This window comes from Streptomyces pimonensis (assembly GCF_041380215.1).
GTDB classification, from domain to species: Bacteria; Actinomycetota; Actinomycetes; order Streptomycetales; family Streptomycetaceae; genus Streptomyces; species Streptomyces pimonensis.
The window spans coordinates 1-14,383 of sequence record NZ_JAHWZY010000068.1 but is presented as its reverse complement, the minus strand read 5'-3'; the positions used below and the strand labels follow the sequence as shown (position 1 = coordinate 14,383).

The window sequence follows — 14,383 nt, the reverse complement described above, 5'->3', positions numbered from 1 at the left end:
TTGATACGTCGTCACAAACGTTCATGATCGCGGTGGCCGTCCTCATGCCCTCACCCACCTCGGCAAGGCGCTGACCAGCGCAGACGTCGGAACTACAGCTGCCGTGTCAGATGCCCGTACACGAACGCGCACGCGCAGCGGAATACCTGAGAGCGGCACCCGTGATCATCGCTCCCATGGGACACACCGAGGACGTCGTGGACCAGAAATTCCCGGTCGTGGGCGGATCCACCCTTCACAGTGACGGCATCTACTACTGGCGTCGTGACACAGCCGAGTACGTGGAAACTTACGGCACGCATCTCCTCTCTCCGCACACAGGGCTGAGCAACTGAATTCCTCGGTCCTGGATCAGAAGGGCGGCGGCCGGAAACCACCTCGGCCGAAGATCGCCACTTCCTGCCCCATGCTTCCCGAGTGCACCGAGCCGGGCACCCGCAAAGCAGGCGCACCCCAAGAGGCATCACAGCGACAAGGACCGCGCGAGCGCCGACCGCGTCGTGCATCCCAGCACAGACGATCTCACGACGAACCGCACCAGTGCGCTCAGGTGCGGTTCGTCGTCTCACGGCTCGGTGCGGAGGCCCCGACAGGATGGTCGCCGGCGGAGCTTCGCCGTATCACGCAGCTGTCACGAACCGGGCGCGCCCTTCCCGGACAAGGAGGCCCTGACCTGCGGTCCCGTGTCCGCGCCCGCCGCCGTCCCCGCGACCAGCGCCATCACCTTCGATGCCGGGAAGGCGCCGGCGCCGTCGGCCGACGCCGACAGGCGCACCAGCTCGACAACCAGACCGGGCAGCCCGCACCGCTCGGCCAGGCGTAGCAGCGGAGCCAGCCTGCCGTACGCGATCAGATTCGGATCACCGAACCGTACGGAAACCCTCGCCGCGGCATGGGAAGACCGCATCTCGGAAGTGCCCTCGTGAACGTGCTTGATGTGGTCCTGGAGAAACCTCATCATCGCAGCCCGCAGGGCATTTCCTCATTCTCGGAGAAGTTGTCCACAGGCATCAGGCCGGTGGATCCAGGCTCAAGGGAACTCGTGGGGGCACAGGGAAAACTCCAGGACAGATCGGCCGACAACTGCAAGGGAAATCCTTCAAGACATTCGGGGATTTTCATGAAGCTTCCCGGAAGGCTGTTGCCGATGATCCGGGCCTGGCAGCAGGTTTCAGTAAAGCGAACAGGACGCGCACGGCTGCCGGCGGAGCACTTTCTGTGACGAACCAGCAGGCCGCAGGAAAAACAATAAGTACGTCCTGCACCACGTGACACCAATTCAACATGGCGGTGCTGTCTGTGATCTGGACAACTCGATAGTTGCGACTCCTCGGTATCATGCCGAGGTGTTGGACCCCGACTATCACCAGTGAGGTGCGGTGGACGTGCGTGACCTTACTCGCGATCAGCTCGTCGAGCTCGTCCGCAAAATTATGACAGCAAATGGGACGGAGGAGGAAGAGGATAGGCTCGTTGAAATTCTCGAAGCGAGCGTTCCTCATCCTCGCGTGCTCAATCTCATTTACCACCCCGCCGCGGAAGGCTTCACGGACGAGCTGACGGCAGAAGAGGTCGTGGACACTGCTTTGACCTACACTCCTTTCGCTTTTTAAGGAAACGTGGTGTTCCTGGATGGCCGGTCGGGGCACGCCGACCTCTCACCGTGGCAAAACTTCTCCTCCTGAGGACAGAATGATGTTGGACACGGAAGAGGCGACCGGACTGGCCGGAAGGTTCCTGGCCGAGAAGGTAAGCCATGATGGCATGACCTTCTCACTTGCCGAAGGAGAGCGCACCCAGGTGGGAAGCACCTTCCACTTCGACTGCCAATCGATCGCTTGCCTCCGTACCGGGGACCTCCGGGGCATGGCTGTCGGCACGGGTCACGTTCGCGTGGACGGGGAGAGAAGGGAGTACCACATATGCTGGGAGCAACCGAGTCGGCCCAGCTCGACCTGTTCTGACCTGCCTTGGCACGCCCTTTGGTGTGACGTCATGGGAAAACAGGCCGGTGGCATGCGGCGGTGTCCGGCCCATGCCACCGGTCCGGTAACGTCGCACGTCTGCGGGACACCGATAGGACCGTTCGCGTCGGGGATGTTCTTCCGGGCGGGAGACGCCCCGATGCCGACGAGACGCCCGGCGGGCTCTGTCCGGCCCGCCGGGCATGGCGGCGGTACCGTCGCCACGGGCCCAAGACGCCGGGGCGGTCGCGTCCACGCGACCCTCACAACCTCGAGGGCAGGCAGTGTCGCGGTGGCGCCCCGTTTTGCATGCACAAAGCATGTGGTCTGATTGGCCAGGCGAAACCCCTGAGTCGCGTGTTGCACACCGGGCATGCGACGCGTGGCGCTGCGGCATCTCTACGTCGGGTGCTTCGAGAGGGGACAACCGTGTACAGCGGTGCCCGTGCCGGATCCTGCGACCCACCTGTCCGGAAGCCTCACCGGGCCGAACCTGCGGCTTTCCATCGAACGCCGCTGTCACACGCCTGTCACCGACTACGTCGACTCCCCGGACCGGAATGCCCTGACCAGGCATTACGCGCTCATCCCGGACTGGCCAGGACGCCCACGGACAGTTCTCACAACCCGTGCCATGTGGTACAGCGGCCCACTCGCTAGCACCACGTACCACTCATCAAGATCCGGACCAGGTGCGGACCAAATCAGCCTGGTACTCGACGTTTCCTCTCTTTGCCGCAGGTCAGGAGCCAGGTCGGCCGTGTACCACCAGCAGACGAAGAATCCGCTGGTGCCGTACTCGCCGAAGAAGCTCGGCTTCTTCCAGGGCCTCGAGTCGGGTGTCCGAAGCGGGCGTCGCGCCCCAGGCGCCCGACCGCGGCCGTCGTCTTCCGTGGGCGGCAGCTACGGTCCATCGCCGGCCGGCCTCGGTCCGCACGGCTCCCGGGCCGGTCGCGGACCGGATTCGACCCTGCGGTCACCCGTGATCGACGCACGGACGAGGCCATGCGGACGGACGGTGCGTGAGCCGCCGCCGTCCGGCGGTGCGGGCTCAGCCGCCGCGCCGCACCCGGGCCGCCCTGCGGGCCTCCGCCAGCTTGCGGGCCTCGGTGCTTTTGCGGGACGGTCTGCCGCCGGAGCCGCTCTTCGCGTCCTTGGCGCTGCCCAGGCCGCGGAACGGGGCGTTGTAATTCTTGGGGCGCGACAGGGCCGGCCCGCCGTCGAGAGGCTCTCCGGAGGGGGCCTTGGCGCCGGTGATCCGGCTCAGCTCCGCCTCGCCGGACCGCACTTCGGTGACCTTGGGAGCGACGTCGGCGTCCGCCATGACCCGGCTCGTCTCGCGGCGCTGCGCCGGCAGGACGAGCGTCACGACGGTGCCGGAGCGGCCGGCCCGGGCCGTGCGGCCCGCGCGGTGCAGGTAGTCCTTCGGGTCGGTGGCCGGGTCGACGTTGACCACGAGGTCGAGGTCGTCGATGTGCAGGCCGCGTGCGGCGACGTTCGTCGCCACCAGCGAGGTGACCTGCCCGTTCCTGAACCGGTCCAGGGTCCGGGTGCGCTGCGGCTGGGACTTCCCGCTGTGCAGCGCGGCGGCGGCCACCCCGCTGGCCCGCAGATGCCGCGTGAGCTGGTCGACGCCGTGCTTGGTGTCCAGGAACAGCAGGACGCGGCCGTCCCGGGCGGCGATCTCCGTGGTCACGGCGTACCGGTCCGGGCCGCGCACGACGAGGACGTGGTGCTCGATCGCGGGGACCGCGGCGGACGGGGGGTCCACGGAGTGGACGGCGGGGTCGCGCAGGTAGCGCTGCGCCAACCGGTCGACGTCGCGGTCGAGGGTGGCGGAGAACAGCATCCGCTGCCCGTCGGAACGCACCTGGTCCAGGACCTCGGTGACCTGCGGCAGGAACCCCATGTCACACATCCGGTCGGCCTCGTCCAGGACCACGATGCGCACCCGTCCCAGTCGGCAGCCCTTGCGCTCGACGAGGTCGTGCAGCCGGCCGGGCGTGGCGACGACGATCTCGGCGCCGTCCCGCAACGCGGCGGTCTGCCGTCCGATGGACACCCCACCCACCACGGTCGCGAGCCGCAGCCGCAGCGCCTCGGCGTACGGGGTGAGCGCCTCACCGACCTGCTGCGCCAGCTCCCTGGTGGGCACCAGGACGAGCGCCAGTGGCTCCTTGGGCTGCGCGCGCCGTCCGGCCGTCCGGGCGAGCACCCCCAGGCCGAAGGCGAACGTCTTGCCGGATCCCGTGCGGCCCCGGCCCAGGACGTCCCGTCCCGCGAGCGCGTCCGGCAGCGCCGCGGCCTGGATGGGAGAGGGCACCGTCACACCGTGCTCGTCGAGCACCCGAAGAACTCCGGCCGGCAGCCCCAGCTGCGCGAAGGACGCCGCCGTGGGCGGCGCCGAAGGTGCCCCCGACGCCTCGGACGCACTGTCCTGGCGCCGGGCACCGGCATGTGCTGATTCGCTCACAGAAAGCCTTCCTCCGAAGGGACCGTACCGAGGAAGGCGCGGCGGGGGCGCGGCCACCGGCCAGGAACACCGAACGGAGCACCGGCACAGCGTCGCTGCGAACGGTCGACGCTAGCACGGGGCACGCCGCAGGCCTCCTGCGGCCTCCCCCCATCACCGGCCCGACGGCTGCCGACCGGCGCACGACCGGCGTCCCGGGTACCGAGGGGAGCCGCAGTCGCTGACGCCCGTCCACCTGACGACTCGGGACGAGAGCGACGGTCAGGGACCGCCCGCGGTCTTCGTGCACAACGTTTTCACCTGGGGCAGTGACGTCTTCCACGGCTTCGTGGCGCAGCGTCCGCCGGCCGGCCGCCACCGCCTGCTGCTGGTGGACCGGCGCGGGTACGGCCGCAGTCCGCAGACCGGGCGCAGCGGCTTCCCCGACCTGTACCGCACGTATCTCGGTGAAGCTCTGACGGCATGTGCCGACGCCCCTCGGCATCCGACTGCTTCGCATTCCTGGTTTCCGCCCCACACCCAGCAGCCGGACGCCGTCAGCACGGCCCTCGCGGGGCCCCGGGACTCCCGGCGCACGACCGTGTCCACCACGCCCCGCTGCCGGCGACCGGCGAGGACAGCAGCGGGACGACGGGCCCCCGCTGTCCGCCCGCCATCAGTCCGATGCCCGGGCACGGCCGCCGGAGACGGGCTCCAGGCGGACGACGATGCCCTTGTACGCGGGCTGGTTGCTGGTCTCGGCCACGCTGTCGAGCGGCACCAGGACGTTGGTCTCGGGGTAGTACGCGGCGGCGCACCCGGACTTGGCGGGGTACGCGACGACCTGGAAGTCCTCCGCACGCCGCTCGGTACCGTCCGCCCACACACTGACCAGATCGACGTGGTCTCCTTCGCCGAGACCCAGTCGGGTCAGGTCGTCGCGGTCGACGAGGACGACCCGGCGGCTGCCGTGAATGCCCCGGTAGCGGTCGTCGGCCGTGTAGGGGACGGTGTTCCACTGGTCGTGCGAGCGCAGGGTCTGCAGCAGCAGGTGCCCCTCGGGGACGCGGGGCATGTCCCAGGCGTTGCAGGTGAACCGTGCCTTGCCGACCGGCGTGTGGAACACGCCCTCGTTGACCGCGTTGGGCAGCCTGATGCCGCCGGGACGCACCACGCGCCGGTTGAAGTCGTGCAGTCCCGGGACGATGCGGGAGACGCGGTCCCGGATCTCCCCGTAGTCGGCCTCGAACTCCTTCCACGGGATGTTCCCCGTGCCGTCGAGCGTACGGCGGGCGAGCCGGCACACGATGGCGACCTCGCTGAGCAGGAGGGGGGAGGCCGGTTCCAGTCGTCCGCGCGAGGTGTGCACCTCACTCATCGAGTTCTCCACGGTGACGAACTGCTCGCCGCCGGCCTGGATGTCCCGTTCGGTGCGGCCCAGGGTCGGCAGGATCAGCGCGGTGCGGCCGCAGACGGTGTGCGAGCGGTTGAGCTTGGTGGAGATGTGGGCGGTCAGGCGGCACGAACGCATCGCCTCCTCGGTGACCGCGCTGTCGGGTGCGGCCCGGACGAAGTTGCCGGCCAGCGCGAGGAAGACCTTGACGCGACCCTCGCGCATCGCCTTGATCGCGTTCACCGAGTCCAGCCCGTGGGCACGGGGCGGGTCGAAGCCGAACTCCTGCTGGAGCGCGTCCAGGAAGGAGTCCGGCATCTGCTCCCAGATCCCCATCGTCCGGTCGCCCTGCACATTGCTGTGCCCGCGCACGGGGCAGGCTCCGGCGCCCGCTCTGCCGAGATTCCCGCGCAGCATCAGGAAGTTCACGATCTCCCGGATGGTGGGCACGCCGTGCTTGTGCTGGGTGATGCCCATCGCCCAGCAGACGATGACGCGTTCGCTGCGCAGCACGTCGTCACGGACGTGCTCGATCTCCTCGCGGGTCAGGCCGGTCGCCCCGAGGACGTCGCCCCACCCGACGGTGCGGGCATGGCGTGCGAAGTCCTCGAACCCGTCGGTGTGCGTGCGGATGAAGTCGTGGTCCAGGACGCGGCCGGGCCGGGCGTCCTCGGCCTCCAGCAGCAGCCGGTTCAGGCCCTGGAACAACGCCAGGTCCCCGCCGCCGCGGATGTGCAGGAACCGGTCGGCGATCGGGGTGCCGTGCCCGATCACCCCGATCGCCCTCTGCGGGTTCTTGAACCGCAGCAGTCCGGCCTCGGGCAGCGGGTTCACCGCGATGATGCGGGCGCCGTTGCGTTTGGCCTGTTCCAGCGCGGAGAGCTGCCGGGGGTGGTTCGACCCGGGATTCTGTCCCACCACGAAGATCAGGTCGGCGTGGTGGAGGTCCTCCAGGCTGACCGTTCCCTTGCCGGTGCCCAGGGTTTCGTGCAGGGCGAAGCCACTGGACTCGTGGCACATGTTGCTGCAGTCGGGCAGGTTGTTGGTGCCGAACGCCCTGGCGAAGAGCTGGAACACGAAGGCGGCCTCGTTGCCGGCCCGGCCCGAGGTGTAGAAGACCGCCTCGTCGGGTGAGCCGAGGGAGGTGAGCTCCGAGGAGAGCAGTCCGAAGGCGTCGTGCCAGTTGATCGGCTCGTAGGTGTCGGAGCCGGGCCGCTTGACCATCGGTGCCGTGAGCCGCCCCTGCTCGTTCAGCCACATGTCGGACCGCTGGGCGAGGTCGGGGACCGGGTGCCTGCGGAAGAAGTCGGACGTGATGCGCCGCGTGGTCGCCTCGTCGTTGATGTGCTTGGCGCCGTTCTCGCAGTACTCGTTGCGGTGCCGGCGCCCCGGGGACGGGTCGGCCCAGGCGCAGCCGGGACAGTCGATGCCGTCCACCTGGTTCATCGTCAGCAGTGTCTCCCCGGTGCGCAGGGGGGAGGTCTGCGCGAGTGAGTACTCCAGCGCGTGCACCACCGCCGGCACTCCCGCCGCCCATTTCTTGGGCGGTGTCACGGTGAGCGGGTCCTTGGAACCGTCGTCGGGCCGCTTCGGCATCGGACTCCCTCTCACCGGACGCTCGGGGCTTCCCAGTCTCATGTCCCCGCCCGGAGTCGGCCACCCGGTCTTCCGCCGGCGGAGCCCCGGTGTCCCGTCCCACCGCTGCTCGGGCATGAAGTGGTGGCAGGGGCGAGGTACGCGGCCGGGGACCTGCAGTCCGCACCGGACCGTTCTCCGGTCCCCGGCCTCTTCCCGGGACGCCTGGTGCCGCCATGGGCGGCATCCGCCGGAGGCCGGGGGCAGGCGGGGCAGGCGGCCGGCGCCGTCCGGCCCGCCTGGTGGCGGATCCCCAGACGGCCGGTGACACTGGGAGGAGCGGTTCCCAACGACAGGCGGGGCCATGTACGCAGCAGCCATGAATTCCGTCGAAGAGGCGATCGACGTCGCGGTTCCCGTCCACACCGCCTACAACCAGTGGACGCAGTTCAAGACCTTCCCCCGCTTCACGCGCACGGTGAAGGAGGTCGAGCAGCTCCGGCCCAATCTCACGCGCTGGGTGATCGGGGCGGGTCCGGTGCGCCACGAGTTCACGGCGGAGATCGTGGAGCAGCGGCCGGACTCCCTGATCGCATGGCGCGGCCTCGGCCGGCAGGCCGGTCATCGGGGCGAGGTCTCGTTCCGGAGCCTGGCCCCTGGCCGTACCCGGGTCGTCGTACGCGTGCGTGGAAAGGCGCACGGGTTCAAGGACCGCGTCGTGGAGCGGGTCGTGGCGACACCCCGTGTGATCCGGGCCGAACTCGGCCGCTTCAAGGAGTTCATCGAGGGGCTCGGGCAGGAATGCGGCGCTTGGCGGGGCATCATTCGCAACGGGCAGGTCCAACCCGTGGAGCCGGATCCGCCCAGAAGCCGGGTTGCCGGGTGGCCCGTCGGCTGAACGCGCCCGCTGCGGCGTCGTCGGAAGCGGCCGGCCCGGGGCGCGGATCGGCGCGCCGTGGAAGCCCACGGTGTCCTGAGCCGCTGGGCTGTGCGCCCGGCGTGAGGCGCCTGCCCGGGACGACGGGACGTTCGTCGGCGACGACTCGGTCCTGCCCGTCGACGGCACGGGCGTCGGGCCGATGGCTCCCAGCACCCCGGTCGGCCTGACAGAGGCCTTGCGGTGCCGGTCACGGCTTCCGCTCCGCGGAAGGCGCAGATCGCGCTGCGGACTCACGCGCCTCTGGGGGACCCGGCGATCAAAACCGACGGAGGAGACCTCATGAGCACCCCTCACGGCAACGATTCGTCCCATCCGCTGGAACAGGTCACAGGTGAGAAGGACGTCCATCCCGAGGAAGAGGGGCAACAGGCCGGCAGCACCGGTGCGCGGGGCGACGACGCCGGCCCCGACACGGTGGACCGGTCCGCGGAGCGTGAGCAACGGTGACCGGCTCACTCACTCGTCAGGACGCCGACGTGCTCGGAGGCAGCGGCAGCATCCTGGTGCGCCAGCGCCGGGATCACGCGCGGCTCGACGCGATGATGGACCGCTGGTCGGCCGGCGACGCCACGGATGCCGAACGGGACGCCCTGTGGCAGGACATCGTCCAGTTGGTGTTCAGCCACGCCTTCGCGGAGGAGACCGTGCTGTGGCCGGTGCTGCGCCGGACGGCCCCCGACGGCGAGGAACTCACCGGCCAGGTCGAGGAGGAGCACCAGGCGATCAACGAGCTGATCGCACGGGTCGAGAAGGCGCCCGGCGATCCCCGGCGCGCCGAGTGGATCCAGCAGGCGTTCACGCTCATCCGCCAGGACATCCGCGACGAGGAGGACGAGCTGCTGCCCCGGCTGCGGGAGGCCTTCGACGACCGCGCGTTGCGGCGCATCGGCGCCGCGTGGGAAGCGGTGCGGGCGACCGCTCCGACCCACCCCCATCCCGGCGTTCCCCGGCGCCCGCCGGGCAACGCCCTGCTGGGGGTCCCCCTCAGCGTCTTCGACCGCCTGCGCGACCTCGCGCCGGGCACCGGCCCCCGCGCCCGCCGCGTTTCCCTGACGCTCACCGGCGCGGCGGCGGCCGCGGGCGCCGTCGTCCTGCTCGTCCGCTCCGCCCGCCGTCGGACATGTGCCTGAGGTGAAGCGGCCCGGACCCCGAAGCGGCTCGGGGGCACGTGTTGCACAGGACCGCCGGAGTGCCGGCCGTCGTTCCTGCTACGTCCGGAGCGACGGTCCCGGCTCACCCGCCGGTGGCGGCGTCGACCGCCCGTCGCGCTCGCCTGCACCACGTCCGTGGCGGGAGCCGGCGTACGCCGTGTCACGCAGACGGCTCAGACGTCGGGTGGGACGCAGACCGGGGAGGCTGTGGGCATAAGGGTCGTAGGAGACCGTGGTGGTGGAGGAGGCGGCGTGCGCCTCCTCCAGGGACAGCGAGGCGAAGGTGCGCCAGGGCTCGCCGGGCGCTGCCGCGCGCAGGTCGAAGCGGACGGGCCGGCGGGCCAGCTCCTGCCACAGCGTCGGCAGGGTGGCTCCCGGAGGGGCGCTCGGGTCGGGCACGGGGAAGGCCGCCAGTACGCGTTCGCGATCACCCACCCGGTAGGAGAGCAGGGTGGAGTACGCTCCGGTCAGGGCGTCGGGCCGCGGGAGAGGCAGACGGCGGCCGAGCCGACCGGAGCCGCTCGACGTGAACAACAGGTCGAGCTCGTTGCCCGCGTCGTCGGCGTCCGTGACCCGGAGGGCCAGCCCCAGGGCGTCCGGCAGGCGTCGGGGCAGGCCGAGCGCGCGGGACCAGCGCACGGTCGCCGCGCAGGAGCGGGGCCGGTCCAGCCACGGCACGCCCCACTCCGCGCCGGTGCGGCCGGTCACGTGCAGGGTGCCCGAGCACAGCACTCCGTGGGGGTGCAGGGCCGGTGCCGCACGCAGGCGGGCCAGCCGCTCGGCGGCGCGGTACACGGTCACGTCGAGGATCACGGGGAAACCTCAGTGCTCGGGGCGGATGACGGCGCGGACGCAGCCGTCGGTCTTGTGCTTGAACAGGTCGTACGCCGTGGGGGCCTGGTCGAGTGAGAGGGTGTGGGTCGCCAGGTGGGCCGTCTCGATCTCGCCGGCGGCCAGTCGTTCCAGCAGCATCGGGATGTAGCGCTGTCCGTGCATCTGGGCGCCGCGCACGGTGAGCCCCTTGTTGACGACGGCGCCGAGCGGGAACTTGTCGACGGCGCCCGCGAAGACGCCCAGGACGAACACCGTGCCGGCCTTGCGGCAGGCGTGGATGGCCTGGCGTACGGCGGTGGGCCGGTCGGTCTGGAGGCGGAGCTGCTGTTTGGCCTGGTCGTACAGGTGCATCGGGCCGTCGCTGTGGGCCTCCATGCCCACGGCTTCGATGCACACGTCGGGGCCGCGTCCGCCGGTGCGTTCGCGCAGCTCGGCGGCGACGTCCGTGGTGGTGTAGTCGATGGTCTCCGAACCGACGTACCGCTCGGTCATGGCCAGCCGCTCGGGGATGCGGTCGATGGAGAGGACCCGCTCGGCGCCCTTGAGGATCGCCGCCCTGGCGGCCATCTGCCCCACGGCCCCGCAGCCCCAGACCGCCACCACGTCGCCGGGTTTGACGCCGGCGAGGTCGGCGCCCATCCACCCGGTGGGCACGGAGTCGGAGACGAACAGGGCACTGGTGTCGTCGATGCCCTCGGGGATCTTGAAGGCGCCGTAGTCGGCGAAGGGGACGCGCACGTACTCGGCGTGGCTGCCGCGCAGGCCGCCCATGGCGTGCGAGTAGCCGAAGATGCCGGCGGTCTCGTAGCCGAACAGCGCCTGGCCGATGCCGGGGTTGGTGTTGGTGTTGTCGCACAGGGACCACAGGTCGTTGGCGCAGTACCAGCAGCGCCCGCAGCCGACGAAGGAGCAGACGACGACCCGGTCACCGACCTTGTGCCTGCGCACGGCGGACCCGGTCTCCACGACCTCCCCGACGAACTCGTGGCCGATCACGTCACCGGCGCGCATCGCCGGGATGTAGCCGCCGATGAGGTGCAGGTCGGAACCGCAGGTCGTGCCGGCGATCAGCCGCACGATGACGTCCTGGTCGTTGCGCAGTTCCGGGTCCGGGACCTGCTCGACGGACAGCTTGTTCACGCCTTCCCAGCACAGCGCCTTCACAGCACTCCCTCCCCGCCTGACCGGCGGCCGAGCAGTTCGATCAGCTTGCCGCCCGGTGTCGGACGGGTCGTCGGCGGTGCGTCCGGCCGCAGTACCTCGCCGGCCTCCAGCAGGGCCTTGGCGTCGCGCAACGCGCGTCGCAGTTCCTGACGCGGATCCCGTCCGGCCAGACGCCCGGGCACGGAGGTGGACACGGCGGACACCGGCTCCTTGAACCGCGCGGCCAGCTCCGTGCCGCGGTCGCCCGGCGCCGGACGTACCCGCACGTCGATCTCCTCCGCGAGCCGCTGGAGGGCATCGGGCAGCTTCCCGTCCTGCCGCACGTCCGCCGTCGGGCGGTTGACCGTCACCGTGAGCCACCGGTCGCCCGCCCGGTCGTCACTGTGACGCGTCGCCCCGGCCCTGCGCGCCGCCGCGACGCCCGCAGCGGCGACCGGAACCATCCACAACGCCTTCTTCATGGGCTGCCTCCCGCTCGGACTGGTCGTCACCGTCGTGCGTTGGGTTTCCGCGGTCGTCGAGGCGAAACAGTCGAGCCATCTGCCGTGCAGCACGTCCCGCGCGCGGCCGAGCGGCAGCGCCGTCGCTCCCCTGCCGAGCACCTCGATCACCGCGTCCGCCGCGGGGCCGCGCTCCAGGGCGTCCCGCAGTCACAGCACTCGGTTCCGCCACGTGCGGTGGCGACCCTGTTTCCTGTCCACAAGCGTGTGGCCCCTGAGGACCGGAGGACGGACAGCGGCCCCGCCGGCGTGCGGCAGGCGAGGCCCTGCGGCCCCGGCCGGAGGGCCGGCATCGTTCAACGGCGCCGGAATCCGGGGCCGTCGCGCGGGCGCGAGGCCGGGGCGGCCGATGCCGGCCGGGGGGGTTGCCGCTCAGCTCTGCTGGAGCGTCTTGCCCGTCATGTCGGCCACCTGTCCGGCCGGCGGAGCCTCGGCATCGACCTCGGTGCCGAAGTCCGAGAACTCCATCACGGTGCTCATCTTGAGCTGCTGCGGCGCCGCGCCGGTGTCCGGCTTCGCGGAGGCGGAGGCCGGGGCCTCGAGAGTCATGTCCATCTGCTGGCGGCGGAGCCGTCCCTCCTCGTCGAGCCAGACCTGCATCGGCAGCGTCGGGCCGAGCTGCTCGCGCATCCGGTCACCGCCCGGCAGCTTGGTCACGTCCACCGAGACCCGGTAGCGCGTGGTGTTCACGCCGTCGATCTTCTCGGTGCCGACCTTCGTGACGTCCCTGTCGGTGATCGCCTTGGCGTAGGCCGCGGTCCGGGCCGGATCGCCGATCCCCTGGTCGTTCACGCCCTGCTGGGCGGCGACCTTCCGCAGGTCGATCTTGACCCAGGGCTTGCCGCCCGGAGCGTTCTGCCCCGGGGCCTTCTGGTAGAGGACCTCGTCGACCACGCGCTGTTCGATGCTCTCGCCCTGCGCGGTGACGGTCATGACGCTGTCGCCCTCGGCCAGATCGAGGACGCCCTCGCCGTCCGACGCGACCGTCTCGCCCTCCGCGGTGAGTTCCGTCCTGATCGTCATCCGGGCCGACTCGGCATCGGCCGTCTTGTCGTAGGCCGCCCGCACCGCCGTCGTGCCCTGTTCCCGGGCTCCGTCGCTCCTGCTCGCGCTCGACGACGGGCCGTCCTTCGCGCCCGTCGGCTCGCTGTCGTCCCCACACCCCGTCAGCACACTGCCCATGACCGCAGCGACCGTGATCGCGGCGGCCTTCGTCCCCCTGCGACGCATGTGAACCCCCATCTCCTCGACTCCTCGCACTCGCCCGTCGGACGAGGGCGAACTGGCGACCGTGTGCCCCTCGGAGGAACGTGAAAACTCCTTTCGCAAGCGGCGGTTGGGGATTCGGGATCGATTCGAACGATACTCACCGACGGCACGGAAAGGCGCTGTCCCACCGACGGGACGTCACCATGGGATCTCCCGCGCCCATTGCACACGGATCGGTTAGGAGAAGCGATCCGGGGACACACGTACGACGAACCGACAGCAAGGAGAGTCTGTGATGGGCATCATCGCGTGGATAGTCATCGGTCTGCTCGCCGGAGCCATTGCCAAGGCGCTCATGCCGGGCAAGGACCCGGGCGGCATCATCATCACCATGCTCATCGGTATTGCCGGAGGGCTCCTCGGAGGATTCCTCGGCAAGGTGATCTTCGGGGTCGACTCCATCGACGGTTTCTTCGAACTGTCCACCTGGATCGCGGCCATCGTCGGATCCGTCATTCTGCTGGCGCTGTACCGGCTGTTCACCGGACACGGGCGCGGCCATCGTCGCGGGCACGCCCACGCATAACAGCCTGACGGTCGACCCGACCTGACGCAGGACGAACCGACGGACCCGTGGGGGTGCCCCCGTCTTCGGACGGGGGCACCCCCACGGGTCCGTCCTGATCCGGCGGGCCCGGACGCGCCCCCGCATCCCGGCCCGGGCGATGGGCCGGGTCGGCAGCGGTGAAGGCGGCCTCCGGGCCGTCGCGACCCTCGGTGGGGCGAGGGCACGCGGGACGTCGGCGAGCACGGCGCGTCCGAACGTGTCGAGGGGGTCGGCGTGCTCGCCGGGCGCGCCCCGGAGCAACCGGCGTGGTCCCCGGCCGTGTGTGCCGGGCCTGCGCAGGAGCGAGGCCGCCGCGCCGGCCGACGTGAGCGCCGAGTGCCACACGAAACCGGAGCGGGGCAGCCCGGCCGGCGTCTCACCGGCCGTCCTCGAAGCCGTCGCCCGCGCTTCGGCTGGACGACGCCGAACGCGCCCACCTCCTGCGCCTCGCCCAGGCCGCCGACGGCTCCGGCACCCTCTTTCCGTCCCCTGCGTCGCGGCACCCCACCGCCTGGAACCGCGTCCGCGGGCGGCCCGCACCCGCGGCCCCCGCGTTCCCGAACCGCTTCCGGCGGTGCTCCACGAGGAACGGCC

At 70.8% G+C, this 14,383-nt stretch carries 13 protein-coding genes and 2 pseudogenes; 8 read left to right on the top strand and 7 right to left on the bottom strand.

Features of this window, described 5'->3' with window-relative positions:
- Positions 1 to 176: 176 nt before the first annotated feature.
- Complete coding sequence (locus KYY02_RS32775) at positions 177 to 335, top strand: hypothetical protein (RefSeq protein ID WP_371244541.1); 159 nt, start codon at positions 177 to 179, stop codon at positions 333 to 335.
- A 296-nt stretch (positions 336 to 631) separates the two neighbouring features.
- Here the strand turns inward: KYY02_RS32775 and KYY02_RS32770 are convergent, their stop codons facing one another.
- Positions 632 to 907: a hypothetical protein gene (locus tag KYY02_RS32770; protein ID WP_371244539.1), complete on the bottom strand. Its 276-nt coding sequence runs from the start codon at positions 905 to 907 to the stop codon at positions 632 to 634.
- 77 nt (positions 908 to 984) lie between these two features.
- Between KYY02_RS32770 and KYY02_RS32765 the strand changes: the two are divergent.
- Positions 985 to 1,373: pseudogene (locus tag KYY02_RS32765) on the top strand (HNH endonuclease signature motif containing protein).
- 6 nt (positions 1,374 to 1,379) lie between these two features.
- Entirely contained in the window at positions 1,380 to 1,613 is a 234-nt protein-coding gene (locus tag KYY02_RS32760; RefSeq protein WP_371244534.1) for a bacteriocin immunity protein, read from the top strand.
- A gap of 1,402 nt (positions 1,614 to 3,015) precedes the next feature.
- Here KYY02_RS32760 and KYY02_RS32755 read toward each other — a convergent pair.
- Positions 3,016 to 4,437: a DEAD/DEAH box helicase gene (locus KYY02_RS32755; RefSeq protein ID WP_371244532.1), complete on the bottom strand. Its 1,422-nt coding sequence runs from the start codon at positions 4,435 to 4,437 to the stop codon at positions 3,016 to 3,018.
- A gap of 655 nt (positions 4,438 to 5,092) precedes the next feature.
- Positions 5,093 to 7,405, bottom strand: a complete 2,313-nt coding sequence (locus KYY02_RS32750) for an FdhF/YdeP family oxidoreductase (protein WP_371244530.1) — start codon at positions 7,403 to 7,405, stop codon at positions 5,093 to 5,095.
- Between the two features lie 358 nt (positions 7,406 to 7,763).
- Here KYY02_RS32750 and KYY02_RS32745 point away from each other — a divergent pair, with 358 nt between their 5' ends.
- The 3 genes from KYY02_RS32745 (at position 7,764) to KYY02_RS32735 (ending at position 9,454) form a co-directional block, all read left to right on the top strand.
- The gene (locus tag KYY02_RS32745; protein WP_371244528.1) at positions 7,764 to 8,282 is read left to right on the top strand and encodes an SRPBCC family protein; all 519 of its coding nucleotides are present in this window, start codon (positions 7,764 to 7,766) and stop codon (positions 8,280 to 8,282) included.
- Positions 8,283 to 8,603: 321 nt separating this feature from the next.
- Positions 8,604 to 8,771 (top strand): hypothetical protein, encoded by a 168-nt coding sequence (locus KYY02_RS32740; RefSeq protein WP_371244526.1) that lies wholly within the window; start codon positions 8,604 to 8,606, stop codon positions 8,769 to 8,771.
- Positions 8,768 to 9,454, top strand: a complete 687-nt coding sequence (locus KYY02_RS32735) for a hemerythrin domain-containing protein (RefSeq protein ID WP_371244524.1) — start codon at positions 8,768 to 8,770, stop codon at positions 9,452 to 9,454. Before KYY02_RS32740 ends, KYY02_RS32735 begins: the two co-directional genes overlap by 4 nt.
- 78 nt (positions 9,455 to 9,532) lie before the next feature.
- Here KYY02_RS32735 and KYY02_RS32730 read toward each other — a convergent pair whose 3' ends face one another.
- From KYY02_RS32730 to KYY02_RS32715, 4 genes are all read right to left on the bottom strand, one after another.
- Positions 9,533 to 10,288 carry a phosphodiesterase gene (locus KYY02_RS32730; RefSeq protein WP_371244522.1) on the bottom strand — a complete coding sequence of 252 codons (756 nt, stop codon included), beginning with the start codon at positions 10,286 to 10,288 and terminating at the stop codon, positions 9,533 to 9,535.
- Between the two features lie 9 nt (positions 10,289 to 10,297).
- Positions 10,298 to 11,473, bottom strand: coding sequence for a zinc-dependent alcohol dehydrogenase (locus KYY02_RS32725; RefSeq protein WP_371244520.1), 1,176 nt, complete (start codon positions 11,471 to 11,473; stop codon positions 10,298 to 10,300).
- Positions 11,470 to 12,084, bottom strand: a complete 615-nt coding sequence (locus KYY02_RS32720; protein ID WP_371244518.1) for a hypothetical protein — start codon at positions 12,082 to 12,084, stop codon at positions 11,470 to 11,472. Before KYY02_RS32720 ends, KYY02_RS32725 begins: the two co-directional genes overlap by 4 nt.
- A 261-nt stretch (positions 12,085 to 12,345) precedes the next feature.
- The gene (locus KYY02_RS32715; RefSeq protein ID WP_371244516.1) at positions 12,346 to 13,203 is read right to left on the bottom strand and encodes an SCO4651 family lipoprotein; all 858 of its coding nucleotides are present in this window, start codon (positions 13,201 to 13,203) and stop codon (positions 12,346 to 12,348) included.
- 274 nt (positions 13,204 to 13,477) lie between these two features.
- On the opposite strand from KYY02_RS32715, the gene KYY02_RS32710 reads away from it, so the two are divergent.
- Both KYY02_RS32710 and KYY02_RS32705 read left to right on the top strand, forming a co-directional pair.
- On the top strand, positions 13,478 to 13,768 hold the full coding sequence (locus KYY02_RS32710; RefSeq protein WP_371244514.1) for a GlsB/YeaQ/YmgE family stress response membrane protein: 291 nt from the start codon (positions 13,478 to 13,480) through the stop codon (positions 13,766 to 13,768).
- Between the two features lie 238 nt (positions 13,769 to 14,006).
- Positions 14,007 to 14,383, top strand: a pseudogene (locus KYY02_RS32705) (helix-turn-helix domain-containing protein); the annotation flags it as partial.

Excerpts from the sequence above, each read along its gene's own strand:
- KYY02_RS32775 (WP_371244541.1), top strand. The coding sequence starts at position 177 with ATGGGACACACCGAGGACGTCGTGGACCAGAAATTCCCGGTCGTGGGC.
- KYY02_RS32770 (WP_371244539.1), bottom strand. The coding sequence starts at position 907 with ATGCGGTCTTCCCATGCCGCGGCGAGGGTTTCCGTACGGTTCGGTGAT.
- KYY02_RS32750 (WP_371244530.1), bottom strand. The coding sequence starts at position 7,405 with ATGCCGAAGCGGCCCGACGACGGTTCCAAGGACCCGCTCACCGTGACA.
- KYY02_RS32745 (WP_371244528.1), top strand. The coding sequence starts at position 7,764 with ATGAATTCCGTCGAAGAGGCGATCGACGTCGCGGTTCCCGTCCACACC.
- KYY02_RS32740 (WP_371244526.1), top strand. The coding sequence starts at position 8,604 with ATGAGCACCCCTCACGGCAACGATTCGTCCCATCCGCTGGAACAGGTC.
- KYY02_RS32715 (WP_371244516.1), bottom strand. The coding sequence starts at position 13,203 with ATGCGTCGCAGGGGGACGAAGGCCGCCGCGATCACGGTCGCTGCGGTC.
- KYY02_RS32710 (WP_371244514.1), top strand. The coding sequence starts at position 13,478 with ATGGGCATCATCGCGTGGATAGTCATCGGTCTGCTCGCCGGAGCCATT.